The sequence below is a fragment of the Acidimicrobiales bacterium genome (assembly GCA_041394245.1).
In the GTDB taxonomy this organism is placed as follows: domain Bacteria; phylum Actinomycetota; class Acidimicrobiia; order Acidimicrobiales; family Aldehydirespiratoraceae; genus JAJRXC01.
The window spans coordinates 519,463-542,034 of the sequence record JAWKIR010000002.1; the positions used below are offsets into that span (position 1 = coordinate 519,463).

22 protein-coding genes and 1 tRNA gene are annotated in these 22,572 nt (G+C 67.6%); 15 read left to right on the forward strand and 8 right to left on the reverse strand.

Translation table 11 applies throughout. The annotated features are described in order from the left end of the window. Nucleotides 1-137: 137 nt before the first annotated feature. Nucleotides 138-977 carry a sigma-70 family RNA polymerase sigma factor gene (locus R2707_02585; protein MEZ5243957.1) on the reverse strand — a complete coding sequence of 280 codons (840 nt, stop codon included), beginning with the start codon at nucleotides 975-977 and terminating at the stop codon, nucleotides 138-140. Between the two features lie 294 nt (nucleotides 978-1,271). On the opposite strand from R2707_02585, the gene nadD reads away from it, so the two are divergent. The 5 genes from nadD to R2707_02610 are packed head-to-tail and all read left to right on the forward strand — an operon-like array spanning nucleotide 1,272 to nucleotide 5,228. Continuing rightward, a complete protein-coding gene (gene nadD, locus R2707_02590; protein MEZ5243958.1) occupies nucleotides 1,272-1,871 on the forward strand; it encodes a nicotinate-nucleotide adenylyltransferase in 600 nt (199 codons plus the stop codon). After that, the gene (locus tag R2707_02595) at nucleotides 1,868-3,121 is read left to right on the forward strand and encodes a hypothetical protein (GenBank protein ID MEZ5243959.1); all 1,254 of its coding nucleotides are present in this window, start codon (nucleotides 1,868-1,870) and stop codon (nucleotides 3,119-3,121) included. Before nadD ends, R2707_02595 begins: the two co-directional genes overlap by 4 nt. Nucleotides 3,122-3,148: 27 nt before the next feature. After that, nucleotides 3,149-3,532, forward strand: a complete 384-nt coding sequence (gene rsfS, locus R2707_02600) for a ribosome silencing factor (protein MEZ5243960.1) — start codon at nucleotides 3,149-3,151, stop codon at nucleotides 3,530-3,532. Further along, complete coding sequence (locus R2707_02605; GenBank protein ID MEZ5243961.1) at nucleotides 3,532-4,575, forward strand: alpha/beta hydrolase; 1,044 nt, start codon at nucleotides 3,532-3,534, stop codon at nucleotides 4,573-4,575. The genes rsfS and R2707_02605 overlap by 1 nt, the downstream gene beginning before the upstream one ends. A 50-nt stretch (nucleotides 4,576-4,625) precedes the next feature. Beyond that, nucleotides 4,626-5,228 (forward strand): DUF4389 domain-containing protein, encoded by a 603-nt coding sequence (locus R2707_02610; GenBank protein ID MEZ5243962.1) that lies wholly within the window; start codon nucleotides 4,626-4,628, stop codon nucleotides 5,226-5,228. A gap of 729 nt (nucleotides 5,229-5,957) precedes the next feature. Here the strand turns inward: R2707_02610 and R2707_02615 are convergent. The 4 genes from R2707_02615 to R2707_02630 form a co-directional block, all read right to left on the reverse strand. Further along, entirely contained in the window at nucleotides 5,958-6,287 is a 330-nt protein-coding gene (locus R2707_02615; protein ID MEZ5243963.1) for a hypothetical protein, read from the reverse strand. 428 nt (nucleotides 6,288-6,715) lie between these two features. Next, nucleotides 6,716-7,183, reverse strand: a complete 468-nt coding sequence (locus tag R2707_02620) for a hypothetical protein (GenBank protein MEZ5243964.1) — start codon at nucleotides 7,181-7,183, stop codon at nucleotides 6,716-6,718. A 245-nt stretch (nucleotides 7,184-7,428) separates the two neighbouring features. Beyond that, nucleotides 7,429-8,403 carry a tyrosine-type recombinase/integrase gene (locus R2707_02625; GenBank protein MEZ5243965.1) on the reverse strand — a complete coding sequence of 325 codons (975 nt, stop codon included), beginning with the start codon at nucleotides 8,401-8,403 and terminating at the stop codon, nucleotides 7,429-7,431. 52 nt (nucleotides 8,404-8,455) lie between these two features. After that, nucleotides 8,456-8,528 (reverse strand) — tRNA-Ala (locus R2707_02630). A 79-nt stretch (nucleotides 8,529-8,607) separates the two neighbouring features. On the opposite strand from R2707_02630, the gene R2707_02635 reads away from it, so the two are divergent. Beyond that, nucleotides 8,608-10,179, forward strand: coding sequence for a hypothetical protein (locus tag R2707_02635; protein MEZ5243966.1), 1,572 nt, complete (start codon nucleotides 8,608-8,610; stop codon nucleotides 10,177-10,179). A 3-nt stretch (nucleotides 10,180-10,182) separates the two neighbouring features. On the opposite strand, the gene R2707_02640 is transcribed toward R2707_02635, so the two are convergent. Both R2707_02640 and R2707_02645 read right to left on the reverse strand, forming a co-directional pair. Beyond that, nucleotides 10,183-11,187, reverse strand: coding sequence for a TIGR03617 family F420-dependent LLM class oxidoreductase (locus R2707_02640; GenBank protein ID MEZ5243967.1), 1,005 nt, complete (start codon nucleotides 11,185-11,187; stop codon nucleotides 10,183-10,185). Continuing rightward, complete coding sequence (locus R2707_02645) at nucleotides 11,184-12,107, reverse strand: PAC2 family protein (protein ID MEZ5243968.1); 924 nt, start codon at nucleotides 12,105-12,107, stop codon at nucleotides 11,184-11,186. The genes R2707_02640 and R2707_02645 overlap by 4 nt, the downstream gene beginning before the upstream one ends. An 85-nt stretch (nucleotides 12,108-12,192) precedes the next feature. On the opposite strand from R2707_02645, the gene R2707_02650 reads away from it, so the two are divergent. From R2707_02650 to R2707_02670, 5 genes are all read left to right on the forward strand, one after another. After that, nucleotides 12,193-12,891: a tetratricopeptide repeat protein gene (locus R2707_02650; protein MEZ5243969.1), complete on the forward strand. Its 699-nt coding sequence runs from the start codon at nucleotides 12,193-12,195 to the stop codon at nucleotides 12,889-12,891. Between the two features lie 101 nt (nucleotides 12,892-12,992). Beyond that, on the forward strand, nucleotides 12,993-13,682 hold the full coding sequence (locus R2707_02655; GenBank protein ID MEZ5243970.1) for a helix-hairpin-helix domain-containing protein: 690 nt from the start codon (nucleotides 12,993-12,995) through the stop codon (nucleotides 13,680-13,682). Continuing rightward, nucleotides 13,679-15,457 carry a ComEC/Rec2 family competence protein gene (locus R2707_02660; protein ID MEZ5243971.1) on the forward strand — a complete coding sequence of 593 codons (1,779 nt, stop codon included), beginning with the start codon at nucleotides 13,679-13,681 and terminating at the stop codon, nucleotides 15,455-15,457. The genes R2707_02655 and R2707_02660 overlap by 4 nt, the downstream gene beginning before the upstream one ends. Before the next feature lie 26 nt (nucleotides 15,458-15,483). After that, nucleotides 15,484-16,320, forward strand: coding sequence for a dihydropteroate synthase (gene folP, locus R2707_02665; protein ID MEZ5243972.1), 837 nt, complete (start codon nucleotides 15,484-15,486; stop codon nucleotides 16,318-16,320). 4 nt (nucleotides 16,321-16,324) lie between these two features. Further along, complete coding sequence (locus R2707_02670) at nucleotides 16,325-17,365, forward strand: hypothetical protein (protein MEZ5243973.1); 1,041 nt, start codon at nucleotides 16,325-16,327, stop codon at nucleotides 17,363-17,365. 111 nt (nucleotides 17,366-17,476) lie between these two features. On the opposite strand, the gene rpsT is transcribed toward R2707_02670, so the two are convergent. Then, entirely contained in the window at nucleotides 17,477-17,896 is a 420-nt protein-coding gene (gene rpsT, locus R2707_02675; GenBank protein ID MEZ5243974.1) for a 30S ribosomal protein S20, read from the reverse strand. Here rpsT and lepA point away from each other — a divergent pair. Genes lepA through R2707_02695 form a run of 4 tightly spaced genes read left to right on the forward strand, consistent with a single transcriptional unit; the run spans nucleotide 17,862 to nucleotide 22,459 of the window. After that, a complete protein-coding gene (gene lepA, locus R2707_02680) occupies nucleotides 17,862-19,646 on the forward strand; it encodes a translation elongation factor 4 (protein ID MEZ5243975.1) in 1,785 nt (594 codons plus the stop codon). The genes rpsT and lepA overlap by 35 nt on opposite strands. A gap of 37 nt (nucleotides 19,647-19,683) precedes the next feature. Further along, nucleotides 19,684-20,673 carry a heat-inducible transcriptional repressor HrcA gene (gene hrcA, locus R2707_02685; protein ID MEZ5243976.1) on the forward strand — a complete coding sequence of 330 codons (990 nt, stop codon included), beginning with the start codon at nucleotides 19,684-19,686 and terminating at the stop codon, nucleotides 20,671-20,673. Next, on the forward strand, nucleotides 20,673-21,770 hold the full coding sequence (gene dnaJ / locus R2707_02690) for a molecular chaperone DnaJ (protein MEZ5243977.1): 1,098 nt from the start codon (nucleotides 20,673-20,675) through the stop codon (nucleotides 21,768-21,770). The genes hrcA and dnaJ overlap by 1 nt, the downstream gene beginning before the upstream one ends. Continuing rightward, nucleotides 21,767-22,459 (forward strand): RsmE family RNA methyltransferase, encoded by a 693-nt coding sequence (locus tag R2707_02695; GenBank protein ID MEZ5243978.1) that lies wholly within the window; start codon nucleotides 21,767-21,769, stop codon nucleotides 22,457-22,459. Before dnaJ ends, R2707_02695 begins: the two co-directional genes overlap by 4 nt. Nucleotides 22,460-22,572: the final 113 nt, after the last annotated feature.

Sequence of the window (22,572 nt, forward strand, 5' to 3'; positions counted from 1 at the left end):
GCCCTCGGGTTCCAACCAATATCGACGGGAAGCGCCGGAAAACGGCCGAAGCCCCTGCCCGGAGGCAGAGGCTTCGGTTCAGCGTTTTGTGACGCCGGAATCGCGCCAGGCGCGATTTAGGCCTCAGAAAAGGAGGGTCAGGCGGCGTCGACGGTGTCGGCGATGCTCGCCGCGTGCTCACGGACCGAATGGATCGCCCGCTTCACGAGGCGACGAGCGGCTTCGGCGGTGACGCCGAGGTCTTCGCCGACCTCACGGTAGGAGCGCTTGCGACCGTCGCCGAGGCCGAACCGCTGCTCGACGGCGTACTTCGCACGCTCGTCGAGGATGTCGAGCAGGCCGGTGACCATCTCTTCTTCGGCCTTCGCCATGACCTCGACCTCGGGGCCGGGGTTGGAATCGGGCAGGAGATCGACGAGCTCGTTGGAGTCGTCGTCGCCGATCGTACGGTCGAGGCTGGTGGGGGTGGTCAGCCGGTGCAGACGGGCGTGTTCGTCGTCGAGCTCGTCGCCGTCGCCCGACACGGCCCGCAGGGCTGCACGCAGCGAGGCGGAACGGTCGCCGGGGAGGCGGACCAGGGAGGCCTTCTGGTCGAGGGCCCGGCCGATGGCCTGGCGGATCCAGAAGGTGGCGTAGGTGGAGAACTTGAAGCCCTTGCGCCAGTCGAACTTGTCGACCGCGTGCTCGAGACCCAGGTTGCCCTCCTGGATGAGATCCAGGAGCTCCATACCGGGAGGGAGGGGATAACGGCGAGCGACGCTCACCACGAGGCGCAGGTTGGCCCGGATGAACCGGTCCTTCGCCGCAGCGGCATCGCGGATCGCACGATCGAGTTCGCGACCCTTCTCACCGTCTTCTTTGCGAGCACGGGCCTCGAAGCCCTTCTCGATGACCTGGGAGAGCTCACGCTCTTCCTGGGCATTGAGCAGCGCAACGGCGCCGATCTCGTTCAGGTACTGTCCAACAGAATCGCTCATGACAACTCGCTCAACGGAAACCGCACACGCGGTATTCCCGATTTCGTTCTGGCACTTCTTGCTTGGTTGAAATGCCTTGGGTGGTGTTTCGGGGGGAAGCCAGTACCGTGTGCTCGCGACTTGCGAACGCGCGCCGCACTCCGGTCCAGCCGGACTATTGAACATCATCGCGCGTGAAATGTCAGGTCAAAGCTGTATGACTTCCGTCACGTCGGCGGCGTCGGGATGCAGAGTCGGTCGATCCGTGCGGTCCCGGAGCGGTCTCGTCAGCAGCGTGGACCTAGACTCCGCCGGGTGAGAATCGGCGTCTTCGGGGGTACTTTCGATCCCCTGCACAACGGCCACCTCATGATCGCGCTCGAGGTTCGACACCGGCTTCGCCTCGACCGCATGCTGCTCGTCGTCGCAAACGACCCGTGGCAGAAGGCCGATGCGGAGGTGACGTCGGCGGCGATCCGTTTCGCACTGGTCGAGGGTGCCGTCGCCCGGCTCAACCGGCGTCTGGGTCACGTCGCACTCGAGGCGAGCGACATCGAGATACGCCGGGGCGGCGAGACCTACACCGCCGACACGCTCGCGGCGCTGCACGAAGATGATCCCGACAGTGAGCTGTTCCTGCTGGTCGGTTCCGACGCCGCGGCCGGCCTCGACAGCTGGAAACGCACCGACGAGATCCGGCGCGGTGCCACGACCGTCGTGGTCGACCGGGGGGGCCGTGAAGGGGGTCGACCGCCGGAGGGGTGGGATCACGTGGTGGTCGACGTGCCCCTGATGGAAGTGTCGTCGAGTGATCTCCGCGCGCGGATCGCCGAGGGTGCTCCCGTCGAGGCTCTGATCCCGCCTACGGTCATCGACGGCATCCGCCACCATGGCCTCTACCGCCGGAACCCATGACCGCTCCCACTCTCGACGAACCCGGTCCTCGGCCCCCGAGCGACGAGCCGGCGTCGGCCCGCACCCGACGCCGTCGGCATCCGGCCCCGCCGGCGCATCCGTTCTTCCGGTTCGTGTTTCCGCTGTTGATCGCAGCCGCCGCGGTTTTCGTCTTCGTGCTCTGGCGCGATGGCGCCAAGGCCGTTCTCGACACCACCGACGGGTCGGTGGTCGCCGCGGTCGACGATCCGGGCGAACCGGGCTTCCTCGCCTTCGCCACGCCGACTCCGACCCTGCTGGTCGCTCATGTCGACGCAGACGACACGCTCGTGGGGGTGACGGTGCTCGCCCGCACCTCGCTCGATGCCGGCGGCAGCCTCGTCGTGCTCTCTCCCAACATGTTGCTCGACCTCTCCGAGCAGGACGTGATCCTCGGCCAGCTCTACGCCTCGCAGGGCGTCGAAGCCCTGGAGCAGGCGGTGGCCGAGTACTTCGGGTTCGGGTTCACCGAGGCCGAACCGATGGTCATGTCGACCGAGCGGTTGGGAGCGTTCCTCGAGCGGGTCGAACCCGTGTCCTTCTTCCTGGCGGACGATCTCGTTCGCCTCGGGGACGACGGCGTCGGCGAGGTCGTGTACGAGTCAGGTTTCGGCCAGTTCGACGGTGCGGATCTGGCCGAGATCTACGCCTGGCGGAACCCGGCCGAACTCGACGACGGGCGCTTCACCCGTCAGCTCGCGATCTGGGAGGCGTGGCTGGCTGCGGTCGGCGAAGCCGACGATCTGCTGTCCGCCACGCTGCCGTTCGAGGAGGGTCTGCCGCCGTACTTGCGCGCGTTCGGTACGGGGACCGCAGATCTCGAGCTCGCTCCTGTCGTGCCTGTCGCGTTCGGCACGGCCGACCCGCTCTACACCTTGGCCGAGGGCAGCGCGTCGTGGCCGATCGAGAAGGGGCGCGAGATGGTGCCGGTCCCGGTGGGGTACGCCCCGGGTGTGTGGCCGACCGTGCAACTCCTCGACGGCACCGGCGATCCCGCTCGACGGGCGCGCTTCCTGCCGACGGTCGTGGCGGCCGGTGCCGAGATCTACGTCATCGGCAACGCGGCGAGTTTCGATGTGCAGGAGACCTTCGTCGCCTACCACGCGCCTGAAGACGCCGAGCGGGGAGAGGCGCTCGCCGCGGCGCTGGGCGTCCCGGTCGTCTTCGACGAGAATCTCGACCAACCGGCCCAGCTCACGGTTACCGTGGGGTTCGACTCCTCCGACCTGTGAGCGGGTCCTAGCCGTGAGTGAGAGCGTGTGACGAGTTCGACCGACGAGATCCAGGACCTGGTCAGGCTCGCGGCTGCGGCGGCGGACGACAAGAAGGCGGCCGATGTCGTCATCATCGATGTGGGCGACGTGTTCGCCGTCTCCGACTACTTCGTCATCACGAGCGGTTCGAACCCCCGGCAGGTGCACGCGATCGTCGACGCCATCGAGGAGCGGCTCGCTCGTGACGGGGGTCCGAGTCCGGTGCGGGTGGAGGGCAAGGAAGCGCGCGAGTGGGTGCTGATGGACTACGGGTCGTTCGTGGTCCATGTCTTCCACCAGGAGCAGCGCGATTTCTACCAACTCGAGAAGCTGTGGGGCGACCGGCCCCGGCTCGAGTGGGAACCGGTGCGCACGCCCGAACTGGGTTGATGCCGAGCGCCGAGGAGATCCAGCAGGATCGCCGCCTCGATCCGCGGGTGAAGCGGATGCTGAAGGCGCTGCCCGCGACGCCGCTGCGTGATGCGGCCGGCCGCGACGAGCTCGTGGCCGCCGCCAACTCGCCGCGTGGACTGGCGATTCGGGCGGCGGTCACTGCATCGATGGAGAAGAACGACGTGGAAGCGCTCGCGCCGTCGGTGGGGTTGCGTTGGGAGACGCTGGAGTTCACGTCGACCCCTGACGGCAACCGCGTGCGGTTCAATTGGATCCGACCCCGAGGCGACGACGTGGTGCCGGCGGTCGTCTACCTCCACGGCGGCGGGATGATGACGGGTTCTGCCTTCGACGGGAACTATCGGGCGTTCGGCAAGCTCGTCGCCGCCCACGGCGTCGGTGTGGCGATGATCGAGTTCCGCAACTGCCTCGTGCCGTCGAGCAGTGGGGAGGAGATCGCCCCGTATCCCGGCGGGCTCAACGACTGTGTGTCCGCCGTTCGATGGGTCGCCGGGCATGCCGACGAGCTCGGGATCGACGCCTCGCGGGTCGTCGTGGCGGGGGAGAGCGGGGGCGGCAACCTGACGCTGGCCACGGGCATGCGGCTGCTGCGGGAGGGCGACGTTGAGCTGGTCTCCGGTCTCTACGCCCTGTGTCCCTACATCGCCGGTCGCTGGCCTCAGGCGCGCCTGCCGTCGACCATCGAGAACAACGGCATCTTCGTCACCTTGGGCAGCAACCGGGAACGTCTGGCCTACGGCATCGAGGCGTTCGAGGCACGGGACCCGCTCGCCTGGCCGCTGTTCGCCACCGTCGACGACGTGGCCGGCCTCCCGCCGGTCATGATCAGCGTCAACGAGGCCGATCCGCTGCGCGACGAGGGCATCGAGTTCTACCGATTGCTCCTCGAGGCCGGGGTGGCGGCCCGGTGCCGTCAGGTGATGGGGACGATGCACGGCACCGAGTTGATGCCGATGATCTGTCCCGACATCTCCCGCGACACTGCCCGTGACCTGGCCGGATTCACGATCGACAGTTGAGGGGCCTTCGAGCGCTTTCGTCGATGAGCGAAGGGTGTCAGGCTGGCGTCATGTCCGATCTGCCTGCCCCGACCGCCGACGACATGTATGTCGTCGATTCACCCTACGAGATCGCGAACTGGCGGCCGCTGGCGCAGTGGGTCCTCTACATCCCGCACGGGCTGATCCTCCAGGCCCTGCGGGCCGTGGAGAGCGTCGTGTTCCTCGTGTACTGGCTCGTCTTCCTCTTCACCGGGAAGCTCAACCCGGGTCTGTACGGGTTCCTCGGGATGTACGAGCGCTACAGCAGCCGCGCCAACGGGTTCCTGGTGGGGTTCTCCGAGACCTACCCCGGGTTCGATTTCACCCAGGGGCCGGCCGACAACGGCGCCTACCCGCCGATTCGCCTCCACCTTCCGGAGTTGCCTCCGGTCGATCCGCCCCGCAAGGCGGCGGCCAACATCTTGCTGGCCATCCCGCACTACATCGTGATCGCCGTGTTCGGGATCGGTGCCGTCGTCGTGGCGGTCATCGCGTGGTTCGCAGTGCTGTTCACCGGTCGTTGGCCCGAGGGCATGCGCGACTTCCTCGTCCGATTCGCGAACTACTACTACCGGGTCTGGGCCTACGTCTCGATGGTGCGGCCCACCGAGTACCCCCGCTTCGGGCTCTGACACGTCGAAAACGACGAAGGCCTCCGCTCGAGAAGCGAAGGCCCTGGTCCGGTGCTGTGGAGCTAAGGGGAATTGAACCCCTGACCTGGCCTGCGGCCACGCCACGGCTCCGCTCGTGTCACTACCATGCCTTCCGCTGCTGTTCTATCACAGCCCTGCGTTGCGTCTACATCTCCCGCCGACCTTGTGTTCGGGGCTCTTTCTGAGGTGTTCTTCACCTTCGAAAGGGGCGGGTCTGGGGGGGGTACGCCGTCTGGTCCTAAGGTACTTGTCAGCCGACTCGCAGAGCCGCTTCGGACAACCGAGCGACTGTCCGACGGACAGGCACAATCCTGCGAGAGGGAGTACTGAATATCGTACACAAAGTGAATTTATGATGAATCTTTCGGCCTTGAGTGAACCTGATTTAGCGCGCCGTTCCAGTCGAAACTCCCGATCGGGACCTCTGACCGCTGTCCGCTACTAGACACAAGGGGTCAAGCAGAGGCTCGCAGTGCGAGCGAGGCCGCAGCCGAGCGAGCACAAGAGCGAGGCCGCAGCGCTGCAAGTGAGGGGCGTCTACAGCGACCGACGAAGGGAGCTGGAGACGGCCCGAACGACGCAGCTGGACGGGTGCTCCTGTAGTCGCCCACTGGCTCCTGTAGTCGCACCCATACATGCAGGTCCGAGAGCAATCGGTCGCTCGGAGCATCTGATGCCCGACCGCGCAAACCGAGGGGCGGGTGTTGGCTAGGAGATGCCGCACGCCGCTCGGCGTTCGGCAGCGTCGCGCCCTAGCTCTTGCCAGATGAAGTCCTCCGCCTGCTCCTGGTAACTACCATCCCACTGAGCGTTCATGCGCTCGACTTGCGACTCGAGCCCTTCCCCGAACCCGTCGCCATATGTGCCAATTTGGGCCACGAGAGTCATCATCTCCCGCTTTGCACAAGCCGCCGAGGCGCCCGCCTCGATCCAGTTCGAGATGCTGTGCGACAGCTGCTCACAGAGGGGCGTCCCGTTGATAGTGAAGCAACGGTCGGCCCACATGATGCGGTCTTCCTCACTGAGGAACTCTGTCACCTGTGGTACGGAGTCCGAAGTGCTCGTAGACCGTGCGGATTCCGAGGTACTGGTCGAGCACGCTGCCATCAGGGTGAGTAAAAGGAGTAGAAGCAGTCGTCGCCGCATGGGGACCATGACTTAACACACCAGTTAGGTGCCTGCCTAGCAGCTGGGCCCACTCGCGTCAGAGCGTCTCAGTCGCGATCTCCTGCGGGCGCAGCCGCCCGCGCCCCGCAGGGCCCGCAGCACTCCAGAACGCCCCATACGCGCTCTCACTGCGTACGGGGTGACCGCAGAGAGGCCTTGCGCGATCGGCGCTGGAAGGGGCGGAGAATGAGCGTCTCGTCATCTCTGAGTCACCGAACAGCGCACGGAATTGAATGCGGACTCACTTGCGGAGAGGTGTCGCCCTGTCGACGGCGTCATTGCGAGCTGACAAGTGGGCCCTACCGTCCTCTCAACTCGTCGGCTCTCGTCTCCATCGCTTCCATCTCCTCGACTTGCGATCGTGTCACGACATCAACGATCTCGTCGTCGGAGTCCAATCCGAATCGCTCTCTGAGTGCGTCGTCGTCTTGAGCGATGAGATCCTCAACCTCGGGCAGCAGATCGGCATTCGTGCCAGGGAACGCCTCGGTTACCCGTGAGATGAGGTCATCTTGAGCCGTCTGTGTGGACGGGCGATCTTGTCTGGTCGACGCGCCCGCTTCCGCCGACTGAATGCAGCTCTTGCTGAAGTCGTCCGCCGCTTGAGCTGCCCTCTCGATACGTTGCGTCTCCTCGTCAGGCACGACCAGGCGATCGCCGAGGGTGAGCACGTTGAGCGCCAGGCTGGTCATCATGAGCCCTGTGTGGCCCATCTTCTTCAGCCTCTCCCAGGAGGACGGCTGCTCGGGCGTCCATTCGAAGACCATGCGGGAGAAGTGTCTGAGCTGAGCCTGAACAAGCACCAGAAGTTCCCGTGTGTCGGAGGTTGAGGAATCGTCTGGATCGAGGCGAGCAATTCCTTGGCCCAAGACCTCTGCCATGTTTGTGAGAGATCGTGCCCAACCAACCGTGTCGGGGACTGCTCCAGTCATGAGTAACGAGGATAGTTCGCCGAACCGCGGACTGCCGTGGGCCGATGGACCTCCGACAGGCGTGCTGCGAGAGGAATCCTTCAGCGAGTAGTTAGCCACTCGTTGAGATCAGCGGCTGATGTCCTGATATACCGCATCGTCACGTCAAGCGAGGAGTGATTCATCATTGCCATCACGAGATGAGGGGGTAGCCCCGCCCGTGCCAGATTCGTGGCGGCCGAGTGTCGGCACTGGTGCGGCGTGTAGTGCGAGATGTCGACTCGCCTGCACCATTGGGTGAACCGCTTGTTGAGAGCCTCTGGGAGGGATGCCGTGCGTCGGATTGACATCAGCCAATCGCTGGAGGCTCTGGTTGAACCGATCTCAGTGAGAGCTTGGGTGAGCAGGTCACGGTGGACTAGCAGCGGAGCGAGGATCTCCGATGTTTCGTAGATGCTAAGGAGAGCCGAGATCGGGAGCTGCTTCTCGGCGCCACCCTTGCGTCGGAAGTTGGTGATGGTCTCAGTACCGAGTTGACCAGCAGTCAGCTCCCACAGCTCTCGTCTGCGGAGCCCGCCGAAGTACGCTAGGCCGAGAATCGTTCGGGTCTCGGCATCCCAGTCCGCCAGCCACAGCCGCTTCCAGTCGGCATCGGGAATCGGCTTCGGATCGCGGTCAGTGGGCTTCGGCCCATGCAGACCACGGGCCATGTGTTCCGATGTGTAACCCTCTTCCCATAGCCACGTGTAGAAGGAACGCAACACGCCGACCTCGCGCCGTTTCGTCGCAGCTGCGGGGTCGCCGCCACGGGGACGCGGGCGGAGGACAAACAGTTCCATGTCGCGTCGACTCACAGTCGTTGCGCCACGGTGAGCGAGCCACCGCGTGTAGGCGCCCAATACATACCGATAGCTGCTCACGGTCCGAGGCGAGCGGTCTCTGACACGTTCGCACCAATCGAGGTAGGCGCCCGCCAGCGCTGCGTTGGCCGTCTCGACGGAATTGTTGCGAGGTTCCGACGCTCTGGTGAGGAAGTGAACTTCCGCACAGTGCTCGGCCTGCTCCGACTCTTCCATCCTTCATCTCCCTTGTGGTTCCAAGGAAGGCAGGCAGTGCTGTCGGGTGCTGTGGAGCTAAGGGGAATTGAACCCCTGACCTCTTCCATGCCATGGAAGCGCTCTACCAACTGAGCTATAGCCCCGAAGTGTTCGGAGCGAAATCGTAGCAGGCGCCGCGGAGGCTCCCACCCAACAAATCTCGGTCGGCGTAGCGTCGCAGCGATGCCGTCGTCCCGAGCGATCCTGCGTGCTGCCACTGCGGCCCACGCGCTCGTCGGCGCATGGATCGCCACGTCGATGACGGGGCCGCTGTTGGCCATCGACGACCTGGCGTATCTCTCGATGGGGCGGACGCTGGCGGGCGGCGGAGCATCGCCGTTGCCGGCGCAGCCGCCCTACGGCGTGCTCTACCCCTTGCTGCTGGCCCCGGGCTGGCTGGTCGGACTCGACGAACCACAGATGGTCGTGTTCGCGCAGATCGTCAACGCGATCCTCGGCGCGGCGCTGCTGCCGGTGGTGTTCATGCTGGTGCGTCGGCTGAGCGACGCGTCGTTCGGGCGGGCCTTGGGCGCCGCTGCGATCGGGGCCTCGCTGCCCGCCGCGTTGTTGACGGGCACGATCGCGTGGACCGAGCGACTGCTGCCGCTGCTCGTGGGACTCGCCGTGCTCGCCCTGTTGCGACTGCGCGATGCGCCGACGCATCGCCGCGGGGTCGAGGTTGCCGTGGTCGCCGTCGGATTGTTCGCCACTCACCCGCGGATGGGGCCGGTCACCCTCGTCGTCCTCGCTGCGGCGCTGGGAACCCTCTGGACGCGGGGTGCGCGCCGACCGCTCGTGGCGACGATGTCGGTCGGAGTGCTCGGCCTCGCCATCGCCGAGCTGGCGCGGCGCGCTCTGGCGGATGCGTCGTTCGGAGCCGACGCCACCTACGACGTTGCCGACCTGGCCGGCAACCGTGGGCTCGGCGAGGTGACGGGGATGGTGGTGCGGGGTGGCGGCACCGTCGCATATCTGGTGCTGGCGACAGCCGGCGTCGCCGTGCTGGGTCTGTTCGTGCTGGTGCGGGATCGGGGAATCGCCGTCGTCTATGGCGCGATGCTCGCGGTCACGGTCGTGCTCGCCGGCTGGTTCCTCTCGGGCGTCGACCGCGCCGATGCCTTCCTCCACGGCCGCTACATCGAGGTGTTGGCGCCCCTGTTGGTGGCGCTCGGGGTCGTGGCCGCAGGAGACCTGTCGTGGCGACTCGGCGCGACCGTCGTCACCGTGTCGGTCGTCATTGCCGGCCTCTACGGCGCCTGGGCCGGGCCGGGCGACGTCTGGGCGCGGTCACGTACGCCGGTGATGATGCTCGGCACCGAGGTCGCCGGCGCGCCGTTCGGGCAGTTGATCTTCGAGCCGGGTGCGGCCGCGTCGTGCGCCCTGCTCGCCGGACTGGTGGTGCTCGCCGCGGCGCGCCGTCAGGCCTGGGTGGCCCCCGTCGTCGCCGCCGTGATCGTCGCGGTCGCGGTGCTGTCGGGTCGCGAGGCGATCGAGTCGCTCCAGGAACGCTCCGTCGTCGGTGAGGTCCAGGCGGCGCTTGGCGAGGCCGACGGCATCGACGAACTGGTCATCGACGTCGATCGGGTGCCGTCGACGCTGGCCGGCGCAGTCGCGTGGGAGGTGGGCTTCGATCACGTGTCGCCCGAACCGACGAACGACACGACCCACCTGCTTCTCGTCACCGACGCTGTCGCCCCCGACGGAGCGGTCGCGGTGGCCGAGTTCTCCGGCGGCGTGCTGTGGGCGTTGCGCTGAGCGTCAGATCGCGCGGATCTGCTCGACGACCGGGCCCCACACCTCGCGGTCGCCGTCGGCGGAGAACTGGACCCGGTCGACGAGGTCGCCGAATCGTTCCCGAACGAGCGCGGCGACGCCGTCGGGCTCGGCGACCACGGCGAAGTGCGACAGGATCTCGTCGTCGATGACGTCGGCCATCTCGACCCACTTGCCTTCCTTCGACATCCGGTTCAGCTCCGGTTGGACATCACCCCATCCGTGATGCTCGAGCACCGGCTTGTAGGCCGGGGTCGATCCGTAGAACGCGATCTGCTGCTTCACACCTTGCTTGCGCTGCGCGACCTCTTCCTCGGTCGTGCCGCTCACCACGAACATCGGGATCGACACCTCGATGTCGCTGCGGCTCCGACCCCGCTCCGCCAGTCCCTCCTCGAGTGCAGGCATCGTGACGTCGCGCAGGTACTCCGCCGTCTGGAACGAATGCGAGACGAATCCGTCCGCGACCCGACCCGCGACCTTGGTCATCAACGGGCCGACGGCAGCGAGCGAGATCTTCGGGTCGGCGAACTCGCTGACCCCGGGGGAGAACATCGGGGTCATCAGCGTGTGTTGGTAGAACTCGCCGCGGTGGTCGAGCTTCTCGCCCGTCCGCCAGCAATCCCAGATCGCGTGGATCGCCTCGATCATGTCCTGCATGCGAGCCGCCGGCTTCGACCACGGCATCGAGAAGCGCTTCTCGATGTGGGGCTTGATCTGGGAGCCCAGCCCGAGGGTGAACCGCCCCCTCGAGAACTCCTGGAGGTCCCACGCGATGTTGGCCAGGATCATCGGATTGCGGGCGAAGGCGACGGCGATACCGGTGGCCAGATCGACGCGCTCCGTGCGGTCAGCAGCGAGCAGGACCGGGAAGAACGGGTCGTGCGACAACTCGGCGGTGAGGAGGCCGTCGTAGCCGAAGGCCTCCATGGCGGCGGCGCGGTCGCCGATCCCGGTGAGGGGACCCATGATCCCGGCGTCGATCTTCATGCGTCGTTCCCATCGCTTTCGTTGTTGTCGTCACTGTCGTTGTTGTCGTTGTCGTCCTGCGAGCGCAGGAACTGCTCCACTTCGGCCGCCAGTTCGTCGCTGGTGGGCAGGGTCGCACCGTCGTGGCCGTACTGGTCGTGTTGCCGTTCGAGCTCAGCGAGCATGGCCTTGTGGGAGGCCTCGTCGGAGACGAGTTCGTCGAGATGGTTGCGGGTCGCGAGGGCGCGTTCGCCGAGCTCGCCCGACGAGACGGTGATGCCGGCGCTCTCCTCGAGCCCTTCGATGAGGGCCTGGGTCGCGGCCGGGTACGGGCCCGGAGGGATGTAGTGCGGCACCTGCGCCCAGATGGTCAGCGCTTCGAGTCCGGCTGCGTCGAAGGCCTGCTCCAACACCGCTGCCATCCCGGCCGGAACGTCGATGGTGGCCCGGGGCTCGTTGCTCCGGGCGAGGTCGACATCGGGAGAGGTGATCGTCAGCCGCGTCGAGCGGGTGTGGGGGACCGCGGCCGGATAGGCGCCCATCGAGACGACCCGACGCACGCCGAACCGGTCGGTGAGATCGACGACGGCGGTGGTGAAGGCACGCCAGTTGTGGTCGGGTTCGGCCCCGTGGAGGATCAGCACGTCGCGGTCGTTGCTGTCGCGACCCGCCGCGATCTCGAGTTTCGGCCACTCGACTCCGGCATTGACGCCGTCGACCAGGTGCATCGTCGGGCGCCGGGCCCGATGGTCCAACAGCCACTCCGTGTCGAATTCGACGAGCGGGTCGGCACCGGTCGCCTCCACGAGATACCGGGCCGCATTGCCGGCGGAAACGCCCGCGTCGATCCAGCCGTCGAAGTGGACGATGAGGACCGGATCGATCAGATCCGGAATCCGCAGGACGGTGTAGAGATCGGTGGGGTCGACGGCCTTGGTCATGCGTGGAGCATCTGACCACGGACCGACGGGCGCCGTCGACACGGCAACGGGAATGCGACGGCCGTCCGCTACGTTGAACGCCACGATGGCTGATGTAACCGACGCAACGTTCGAAGCCCAGGTGGTGGAGCGGTCGAAGACCGTCCCCGTCGTGATCGATCTCTGGGCGGAGTGGTGTGGTCCGTGCAAGCAACTCGGGCCGATCCTCGAGAAGGTGATCGCCGCGACCAACGGCCAGGTCGAACTCGCCAAGGTCGACGTCGATGCCAATCCTGCGGTCTCGCAGGCGTTCAAGGTGCAGTCGATCCCGGCCGTCTACGCGATGAAGGACGGGCAGATCGTCGACGGGTTCATGGGTGCCCAGGGCGAGGCCCAGGTCCAGGAGTTCGTCGACCGGCTGCTGGCCACCGGACCGGGCTCGGAGATCGAGCAACTCGTCGAGGCGGGCGACGAGGCGTCGCTCGTGAAGGCGCTCGAGATCCAGGCGGACCACCCCGGTGCCGTCGTGGCGCTCGCCGAACTCTTGGTCGCACAGGGTGAGCCGGAGACCGGCCTCAAGCTGCTCGAGCGCATCCCGGAGTCTCCCGAGACGCGGCGGATCACTGCGCTGGCTCGCACCGGTGGTGCGGGCGACGACGTCGAGGCGACGCTCGCCGAGTTGCTCGCCTCGGTGAAGGACGACGACGAGGCCCGCCAGAAGTATGTCGACCTCCTCGAGGTCCTCGGCGCCGCCGACCCGCGCACCGCGGAGTGGCGTCGCAAGCTCAGCGCCGCACTGTTCTAGACCAGCACTGTTCTGAACCGGCACTGTTCCAGACCGGTACTGACACAGCCCGTCGGTAGGGTCGGCGGGCACCACTTCCCCCATGAACCTCGCAGAGAGGCATGGATGTGGACGTACGGCGACGGGTGTCGGAGTTGCTCGACTCGCTCGCGGATCGGCTCGGGATCAGCGTGTGGAGTGTGGTCGTCGGCGCGGTGGCCGTGACGGTCGCCGGACTGGCCGGGTGGTGGGCGTTCAGGGCTCCTGATCCGCCGCCGGTGGAGGAGGTGTTGCCGCGGATCGACGCCGTCGATGCCGCGCCGGCAGTCGCCCCGGCAGCAGCTGTGTCGAACGACTCGCCGATCGCGACGACGATCGTCGTGCACATCGACGGGGCCGTCGCCCGCCCCGGTGTGCACGAACTCGACGACGACGCCCGGGTGGTCGACGCGGTCGAGGCCGCCGGCGGGCTGTTGGCCGAGGCCGATCGCGAGCGGCTCAACCTCGCGGCTCCGATCTCGGACGGTCAGCGCCTCTGGGTGCCCTGGGTGGGAGAGGAGGAGCCGGCGGTGGTTTCGCTGTCCGGTGGCGAGGCGCCGTCGAGCGACCGACCGAGCACCGGACCGATCGATCTCAACACCGCCGATCAGGTGGCGTTGGAGACGCTTCCGGGGGTCGGGCCGAGCATCGCCGGCGCGATCCTCCGACATCGCGAGCAGGAGGGTCCGTTCGAGCGGGTTGAAGACCTGCTCGAGGTGGCCGGGATCGGGCCCAGCCGGCTCGCGCAGCTCGAACCGCTGGTGACGGTGTGAGGGCCCATGTCGTGATGGCGGCGGCAGCGGTGGGGGCGCTCGTTGGGTTGCCCGTGCCGTGGTGGCTGGCTGCGTCGGGGTGCATCGGGACCCTCGCGCTCGCGCTCGCGGGGCGACTCGGCGGCCGACGCGGCGGCGTCTGGGCCGTTGTGGTGATGTTCCTCGTCACGAGTGCGTCGGCGCTGCATGCAACCCGATCGCTCGACTTCCCGGCCGCCGACGAGTTCGACGGCTGGGTGACGCTCGTCGACGATCCTCGCACCAGCGGCCCGGTGGGAGTGCGCGTCACCGTGCGCGCGGACCGGCGGCGGCTCGTCGCGTCGGCGCACGGGGCCGTCGCCGGACGACTCGACGATGCCCTGGCAGGAGAGCGGGTTCGCCTGGTCGGCACGATTCGTCCGGTCGCCGCCGACGACGAACGTTCGATCCAGCGTCACATCGTCGGTCGGATCACCGTCACCGCGGTGCTCGATGCGGCCGATGCGGCGCCGGTCGCGGCCGGTGCCAACGCGATCCGGCGCACGCTCGCCGGAGGGGCGGCGTCGTTGACCCGTGACGACCGATCCCTGTTCCTCGGGATGGTCATGGGCGACGACCGCGGCCAGGGCCCGGTGGTCGCCGATGACTTCCGAGCTGCGGGGTTGGGGCACCTGCTGGTGGTGTCGGGTCAGAACGTCGCGTTCGTGCTCGCCGTCGCCATGCCCGTGGCAGGACGGATGCGCCCGGCCGGTCGGGCGACCCTCCTGATGGTCGTGCTCGGTCTGTTCGCGGTCATGACCCGCTTCGAACCATCCGTTCTGCGGGCGACCGCGATGGCAGGCGTCGGCATCGGCTCGACGGCGCTCGGCCGACCGACGGATGGACGAGCAGGGCTGTCGTGGGCGGTCGCCGGGCTCCTCGTCATCGATCCGTTCCTGGTGCACAGCATCGCGTTCCGCCTCTCCGCCGCAGCCACCGCCGGGATCGTGTGGCTGGGCGGCCCCCTCGGCGAGCGACTGCCGGGACCGGGATGGCTGCGGGTACCGATCGCCACGACGGTGGCCGCACAGTTGGCCGTGTCGCCGGTCCTGATCGCCGTCTTCGGGCCGATCCCGCTGGCCTCGTTGCCGGCCAACGTCCTGGCCGGGCCCGCCAGCGGTGCGGTGATGATCTGGGGATGCACGGCCGGGCTGGTGGCCGGGGTCTTCGGCGGTGTGGTCGCCACAGTGGTGCATTGGCCGACGCAGGCGCTGCTGTGGTGGATCAGCAGCGTCGCCCGGGGCGCCGCTGCCGCCCCGTCGGCCCGCCTCGGGGGCCCCGAGCTGATCGCGCTGTCGATGGCGGCGTTGGCGGCCGTCGGGGTGCGTCGGTACCGCGTCGGAGTGCTGTCCGGCCTGGTCAGCGTGGTCGTGTGTGCGTCTGCGGCCTTCGCAACCCCTCGGCTGCCGATCGGGTCGACCGTGCTGGGCAACGGGGTGACGGTGGTGCACGGCCAGGGCGGCACGGTGGTCGTACTCGACGATCCCGGTCCGGCACGCCTCGTGCTCGAACGGCTCCGACTCGCCGGCGTGCGTCGACCCGTCCTGGTGATCGCGACCGACGGCGACCGGGCCGATGCCGATGCCGTGCTCGCGCTGACCGAGCGATTCGGTCCGCTCCCGATCGCCGCGCCTCCGCTGCATCGCGTGCCGGGCGCGCGAACCGTCACCGCGGGTCGGGTGCTCGTCGCCGGAACCATCCGCGTCGTGATCCTGGAGTCGGACCCGGAGATCGTGTTCTCGGCAGGCTCCGCATGACCGCTCGGCCGCTATGGTCGGCGGCGATGTTCCTCGCGCTGGGCGACACCCGATTCGACATCACCACCCGGGCCCTGGTGATGGGCATTCTCAACCGCACCCCCGATTCGTTCTACGACGGTGGTCAGTACTGGGACTTCGACGACTTCCTGCGCAAGGCCGAGGATCTGGTCGACGACGGGGCGGACTTCCTCGACGTCGGTGGCGTGAAGGCGGGGCCCGGTCCCGAGGTCACCCCCGAGGAGGAGATGGAGCGCGTCGTCCCGGCGATCGCCGCATTGCGCGCACGGTTCGACATCCCCATCTCGGTCGACACGTTCCGGGCGTCGGTCCTCGACGAGGCGCTCGCGGCGGGGGCCGATGTCGGCAACGACATCTCCGGCTTCGCCGACCCCGGCTATCTGCCCACGGCCGCGGCACACGGCGCATCGGTGGTGGCGACCCAGGTTCGGATCGGACCACGCATCCCCGACCCGGAGCCGATCTACGACGATGTCCGGACCGACGTCGTCGCTTTCCTGCGGGTGCGGGCCGATGCGGCGCTGGCCGCCGGTATCCCTCGCGAGCGGATCATGGTCGACGCGGGCCTCGATCTCGGAAAGAACCCGGCGATGTCCACCGAACTGCTCCGGCACAGCGACGACCTCGTCGACCTGGGCTTTCCCGTGTTCCTGTCGGCATCCAACAAGGGGTTCCTCGGCGAGTTGGCCGGTACGGAAGTCGACGATCGGCGCGATGCGACCTTCGGCGCCCACGCGCTCGGGATCGCGCTGGGATGTCGCGTGCTGCGGGCCCACGATGTGCGGGGCAATCGCCGCCTGGCCGACATGATGAGCGCGGTGCTCGCCCATCGGCGAGGCTGAGACCGTGAGCCTGCACCTCATACTCGGCGACGACCCGGTGCTGATCAGCGAGGCCGTGACCACGGTGATCGACGAACTCGTCGGCGACGGCGACCGTGGTCTCATGCTCGAGATCCTGGGCGAGGCCGACTACAAGAACGACGACGGCGGCTACGACCCGCTGCGGCTGATCGACGCGGCCCGCACCCCGCCATTCCTCACCGACAAACGTGTCGTGGTCGGCCGCCACGCCAGCCGCTTCAGCCGCAAGGACGACTACGGCCCGCTGCTCACGATGCTGGCCGAGCCGCTCGACAGCACCGACCTCGTGCTCGTGTGGGAGAAGGGGGTCGAGCCGAAGGTCGACAAGATGCCGAGTCTGCCCAAGGCGCTCAAGGACGCGATCCAGGTCGCCGGCGGCATCACGGTCTCCACGTCGGCGGGGCGGGGCAAGGAGGTCGGGGTCTGGCTACGCGACCAACTCGGCCACTCGTCACTGGAGTTCGAGCGGGCGGCGGTGACCGCGCTCGAGACCCTGATCGGCGACGACTCCGGTCGCGTCATCGGGATCGTCCGCACGCTGGAGGGCGCGCTCGGTCATGGCGCCACCGTCACCGCCGATGACATTGCGACCTTTGGCGGCAGCGAGAAGGGCGGCACCGTTCCGTGGGCCCTCGACGATGCGATCGACAGCGGCAATGTCGCCCAGGCGCTCGAGTTGCTCACCCGCCTCATTCCCTACGACGGCACGCCCGCCGATCGCACCGGTGCCGCCTTCCGGCTCATGGCCACGTTGCATCGGCGCTATGGCAACATGTTGCGACTCGACGGTGCCGGCGTCGGGTCCGACAAGCAGGCGGCCGAGCTGCTCGGGATCAAGGGATCGACGTTTCCGGCCAAGAAGGCGCTCCAGCAGAGCCGCAAGCTCGGCATCGAGAAGCTGGCCCGAGCGATCGAGTTGCTCGCCACCGCCGACATGCAGTTGCGCGGGACCGTCGACTGGCCACCGGAGCTGGTGATGGAGGTGCTGGTCGCTCGCCTCGCCAGCCTCTCCGGTCGCCGGTAGGCATCGATCCACCCAGGAAGCGACCGCGACAACGCGAAACGACCGGCCCGAAGGCCGGTCGTTCGCATCAGATCGAATGGCCCGAGCGTGATTGGCTCGAGCGGGAGTGGCTCAGGAAGCGGCGTTGAGCCGACGCATGAGGCGGCTCTTGCGGCGAGCCGCGGTGTTCTTCTTGAGCAGCCCCTTCTGGGCGGCCTTGTCGATGCGCTTGATCGCCGCCTTGACCGCCTCTTCGGCGTTCTCGCCCTCGTCGATCGCCGTCAGCGCGGTCTTGGTGCGCGTGTGGAGTTCGGAGCGAACCTTGCGGTTGCGGAGATTGCGCTTCTCGGTCTGTCGGTTGCGCTTGATCTGCGACTTGATGTTTGCCACGTCTACCTCGATGATTCCTGCGACGACGCCGTCGCAGCGCTGCGGGAACAGCGGTTGAGAACGAAGCGAAAGCGTATCGGGTACCGGCACGGGATCGCACCCATCCGTCGGTATCGTCGGCAGCGAAATGGACCTGGACCGCATTCGCAACACGTCGATCATCGCCCACATCGACCACGGCAAGTCGACGTTGGCCGACCGGATGCTGGAGCTCACCGGGGCGGTCGATGCCCGCGACATGCGCGCCCAGTATCTCGACTCGATGGATCTCGAACGCGAGCGCGGGATCACCATCAAGTTGCAGTCGGTCCGTCTCGAATGGGACGACCACATCATCAACCTGATCGACACCCCGGGCCACGTCGACTTCGGCTACGAGGTGAGTCGGTCGCTGGCCGCGTGCGAGAGCGTGATCCTCGTCGTCGACGCCTCCCAGGGAATCGAGGCGCAAACCCTGGCCAATTGCTATCTCGCGATGGAGAACGAGCTCGAGATCGTGGCGTGCCTCAACAAGATCGACCTACCGGCGGCGGAGCCCGACAAGTACGCCGCCGAGATCGAGCAGGTGCTCGGCATTCCGGCCCGCGACATCCTGCGGATCTCCGCCAAGACCGGCGAAGGTGTGTCCGAACTGCTCGATGCGGTGATCGCGACCACCCCGCCCCCGGAGGGCGATCCCGACGCGCCGCTCCAGGCACTGATCTTCGACTCGCACTTCGATCAGTACCGGGGGGTGGTCAGCTCGATCCGTGTCATGCAAGGCACGATGTCGCGCAAGGACAAGGTCCGCTTCATCCACGCCGGTACGAGCCACGACATCGACGAGATCGGCGTGCGCACACCCGACAGCATGCCCGTCGACCAGCTGGGGCCCGGTGAGACCGGCTATCTCATCGCCGGCATCAAGGACGTCGGCGAGGCCCGCTCCGGCGAGACGGTGACCACCGACCGCAAGGGTTCCGACGTTGCGCTCGAGGGCTACGCCGAGCCGAAGCCGATGGTGTTCTCCGGGCTGTATCCGATCGACGGCGACGAGTTCACCGACCTGCGCGAAGCGCTCGAGAAGCTCCGACTCAACGACTCGAGCTTCACCTACGAGCCGGAGACCTCCGGTGCCCTGGGATTCGGGTTTCGCTGCGGCTTCCTCGGCCTGCTCCACATGGAGATCGTGCGCGAGCGTCTCGAGCGGGAGTTCGGACTGTCGCTCATCTCGACGGCTCCCTCGGTCGAGTACCACGTCACCAAGACCGACGGCTCCGAGATCGTCGTGTCGAACCCGTCGGAACTACCCCCGGCCGGCGAGATCCAGTCCATCGCCGAGCCCTACCTCCGGGCGACGGTCCTCGCCCCGTCGGACTACACCGGCACGATCATGGATCTCTGCCAGACCCGGCGCGGCGTGATGAACAAGATGGAGTACCTCTCGCCCGAGCGGGTCGAGCTGCACTACCGGCTTCCGCTCGCGGAGGTGGTCATCGACTTCTTCGACCAGCTCAAGAGCCGGACCCAGGGCTATGCCAGCCTCGACTACGAGCCCGACGACTATGCAGTCGACGCCCTCGTGCGGGTCGACATCCTGCTCCACGGTGAACCGGTCGATGCATTCAGCTCGATCATCCACAAGGACAAGGCCTACGACTACGGCAAGAAGATGGCCGACAAGCTCAAGGAGCTCATCCCGCGCCAGCAGTTCGAGGTGCCGATCCAGGCGGCGATCGGCGGGAAGATCATCGCCCGTTCGACGGTGCGGGCCTTCCGCAAGGACGTCACCGAGAAGCTCTACGGCGGCGACGTCACGCGGAAGAACAAGTTGCTCAAGAAGCAGAAGGAAGGCAAGAAGCGGATGAAGTCGATCGGCAGGGTCGACATTCCGCAGGAGGCGTTCATCTCCGCGCTCCAGCTCGACGACTGATGCCGTCGCCCGCGACCGCGGCCGATAGATTGCGTTGATGCTCGACGATCGGAAAGCCGCCATCTTGTCGGCGGTCGTCCAGGAATACATCGAGACCGCCCAACCGGTCGGGTCGGGGCGTATCGCCGGCGCGCCCGGCGTTGCCGTCTCGTCCGCGACGGTGCGCAACGAAATGGCGGCGCTCGAGGAGCAGGGTTTCCTCGCCCAGCCTCACACGAGCGCAGGGCGAATCCCGACCGACAAGGGGTATCGATTCTTCGTCGATCGGCTGCGCTCGCTGGAGCCGGCTCTGGTGCCGTCCGATCGCGGTCGCGTGCGCGACTTCTTCGACGCCGTCGGCGGCGGCCTCGAGACGACGCTCGCGCGCACATCCGACCTGCTCACCTCGCTGACCGATTGCACCGCAGTTGTCGTCGGCCCCAACGCGACCGCGGCAACGATCCGCAAGACCCAACTCGTCGACCTGTCGACCCACATCGCGATGGTGGTCGCCGTGATGTCCAACGGCGTGATCGAGAAGCGGACCGTCGAGGTCGCAACCGAGCTCACACCCGAGATCGTCGAGGATGCCGGTCGTCGCCTTGCGGCCGCAGTCGACGGCAAGACGCTCGGCGACATCGAGGGGGAGTCGTTCGGCTCCGACGACCCGCTGCTCGCAGCGGCGCTCGCCGCGCTGAGCGCGGCCGGCCGCGAGGCCGAGGTGTACGTCGGCGGCGCGTCCCGAGTGGCGTCGGCCTTCGAGGCCGTCGAGCAGGTGCGCGACATCCTGACGATCCTCGAGCAGCAGATCGTCGTGGTGTCGCTGATCAGCGATGTCCTCGACCGCGGGATGACGGTTGCGATCGGTGAGGAGACCGGGGTCGAGCCGCTCGCCGAGTGTTCGCTGGTGGTCGCGCCCTACGAGGTCGAGGGTGAGTTCGCCGGCACGATCGGTGTGCTCGGACCGACGCGGATGAACTACACCCAAGCCCTCGCCGCGGTCGCGGTGGTGAGCCGACGTCTCGGTAACGTGCTGAGCGAGGGCTGATGGCTGACCACTACGAGACGCTCGGGGTCGATCCGAGCGCGACCGACGAAGAGATCAAGCGGGCCTACAAGAAGCTCGCGCGCAAGTATCACCCCGACCTGAACCCCGGCGATCCCGAAGCCGAGATCCGCTTCAAGGAGATCGGGGCGGCTTACGAGGTGCTCTCGGACCACGAGCGTCGCAGCCGATTCGACCGCTTCGGGACCGATCAGCCCCAGGGCGCCGACTTCGGTGCCGGCTTCGGCGACATCTTCGAGGCGTTCTTCGGCGGCAACATGGGCTTCGGCGGGGGCGGCGGCCGCAGTGGTCCGCCGCGGGGCGAAGATCTCGAGACCCATGTCGACCTCGAACTCGAAGACGTCGTGTTCGGTGGCGAGCGAGAGGTGACCATCCGCACCGCGGTGCGCTGCGAACCCTGCGACGGGTCGGGAGCTGCGGTCGGCACCTCGCCCGACACGTGCCGCGAATGCGGGGGAGCCGGTCAGGTCCGCCGGGTTCGGCAGTCGGTGCTCGGCCAGATGGTCACCGCGACCGCCTGCCCGAGCTGCGGAGGTCTCGGCAAGACCATCGCCACGCCGTGCGGCATGTGCGAGGGGCAGGGGCGGACCATCGAACAGCGGACCTACTCGGTCGAGGTTCCCGCGGGAGTCGACGACGGTTCGACGCTGCGGTTGACCGGTCGTGGGGCCGCCGGTCCCCGCGGCGGCAGCAACGGCGACCTCTACGTCCACGTGCGCGTGCGCCCGCATCCGACGTTTCGGCGTGAGGCTGACGACCTCGTCCACGAGCTCCACGTGGCGTTCACCCAGGCAACGCTCGGCGCTCACATCGAGTACGAGACCCTCGATGGTCCCGAAGACCTGGTCGTTCCACGCGGCACCGAATCCGGAACCGAGTTTCGCCTGCGCGGTCGGGGCATCCCCCACGTGCGGGGGCGCGGTCGCGGCGACCTGCGGGTCAACATCGTCGTCGAGGTTCCCGACGACCTCGACCAGGCCCAGGAGGACCTCCTCCGTCAGTTGGCCGAGCTCCGCGGCGAGACGGTCGCCGAACCCGGCCAGAGTCTGTTCTCCCGGATCAGGTCCGCGTTCACGTGAGCGGTGCCGATCCGGCCCCCGACGGATCACACGGCCCCCACGTGCTCGTCGACTCGGTCGAGTCGCCGCATCTGTCCGACGCTGATCGCCATCACCTCACACGGGTCCTCCGGGTGCGTGACGGCGATCCTCTGACCGTCGGCGACGGTGCGGGGAACTGGCGCCCTTGCCGCCTCGCCGCGGAGCCCGAGCCGGTCGAGCGGGTCTTCCACGTCGCCAAGCCGGAACCGGCGGTGGGAGTGGCGTTCGCGCTCATCAAGGGTGGTCGTCCCGAACTCGTGGTGCAGAAGCTCACCGAGCTCGGTGTGGACCGCATCGCGCCGTTCGTCGCCGACCGTTCGGTGGTGCAGTGGGACGAGGCGAAGGCGGCGAAGAACGGCGAGCGGTTCCGTCGAGTGGCTCGCGAGGCGGTCATGCAGTGCCGGCGGGCGTGGTTGCCCGACATCGACGAGGTCGTGCCGTTCGCGGCGGTCGTGGGCGAAGCGGGGGTCTGCATGGCGGACCGTGGAGGCGGCGCGCTGACCCTCGCCACGCCGCTGGTGATGATCGGCCCCGAGGGCGGGTGGAGCGACGCCGAGGCGGCTGCCGACGTGCCTCGGGTGCGGCTGGCCGAGCCGATCCTGCGGGCCGAGACGGCGGCGATCGCCGCCGGGGTTCTTCTCGGCGCAGCCCGGGCCACGCCCCGCTGATCGGCACCGCCTGCGGTGAACGTTGCCACCATGGGCCGTTTGGCCTAGTGTCGCCGTTCACGGTGCGTAACCACGCGGTCTCTGGATGTGGGTACCGCAGCCGTGCGGGGAAG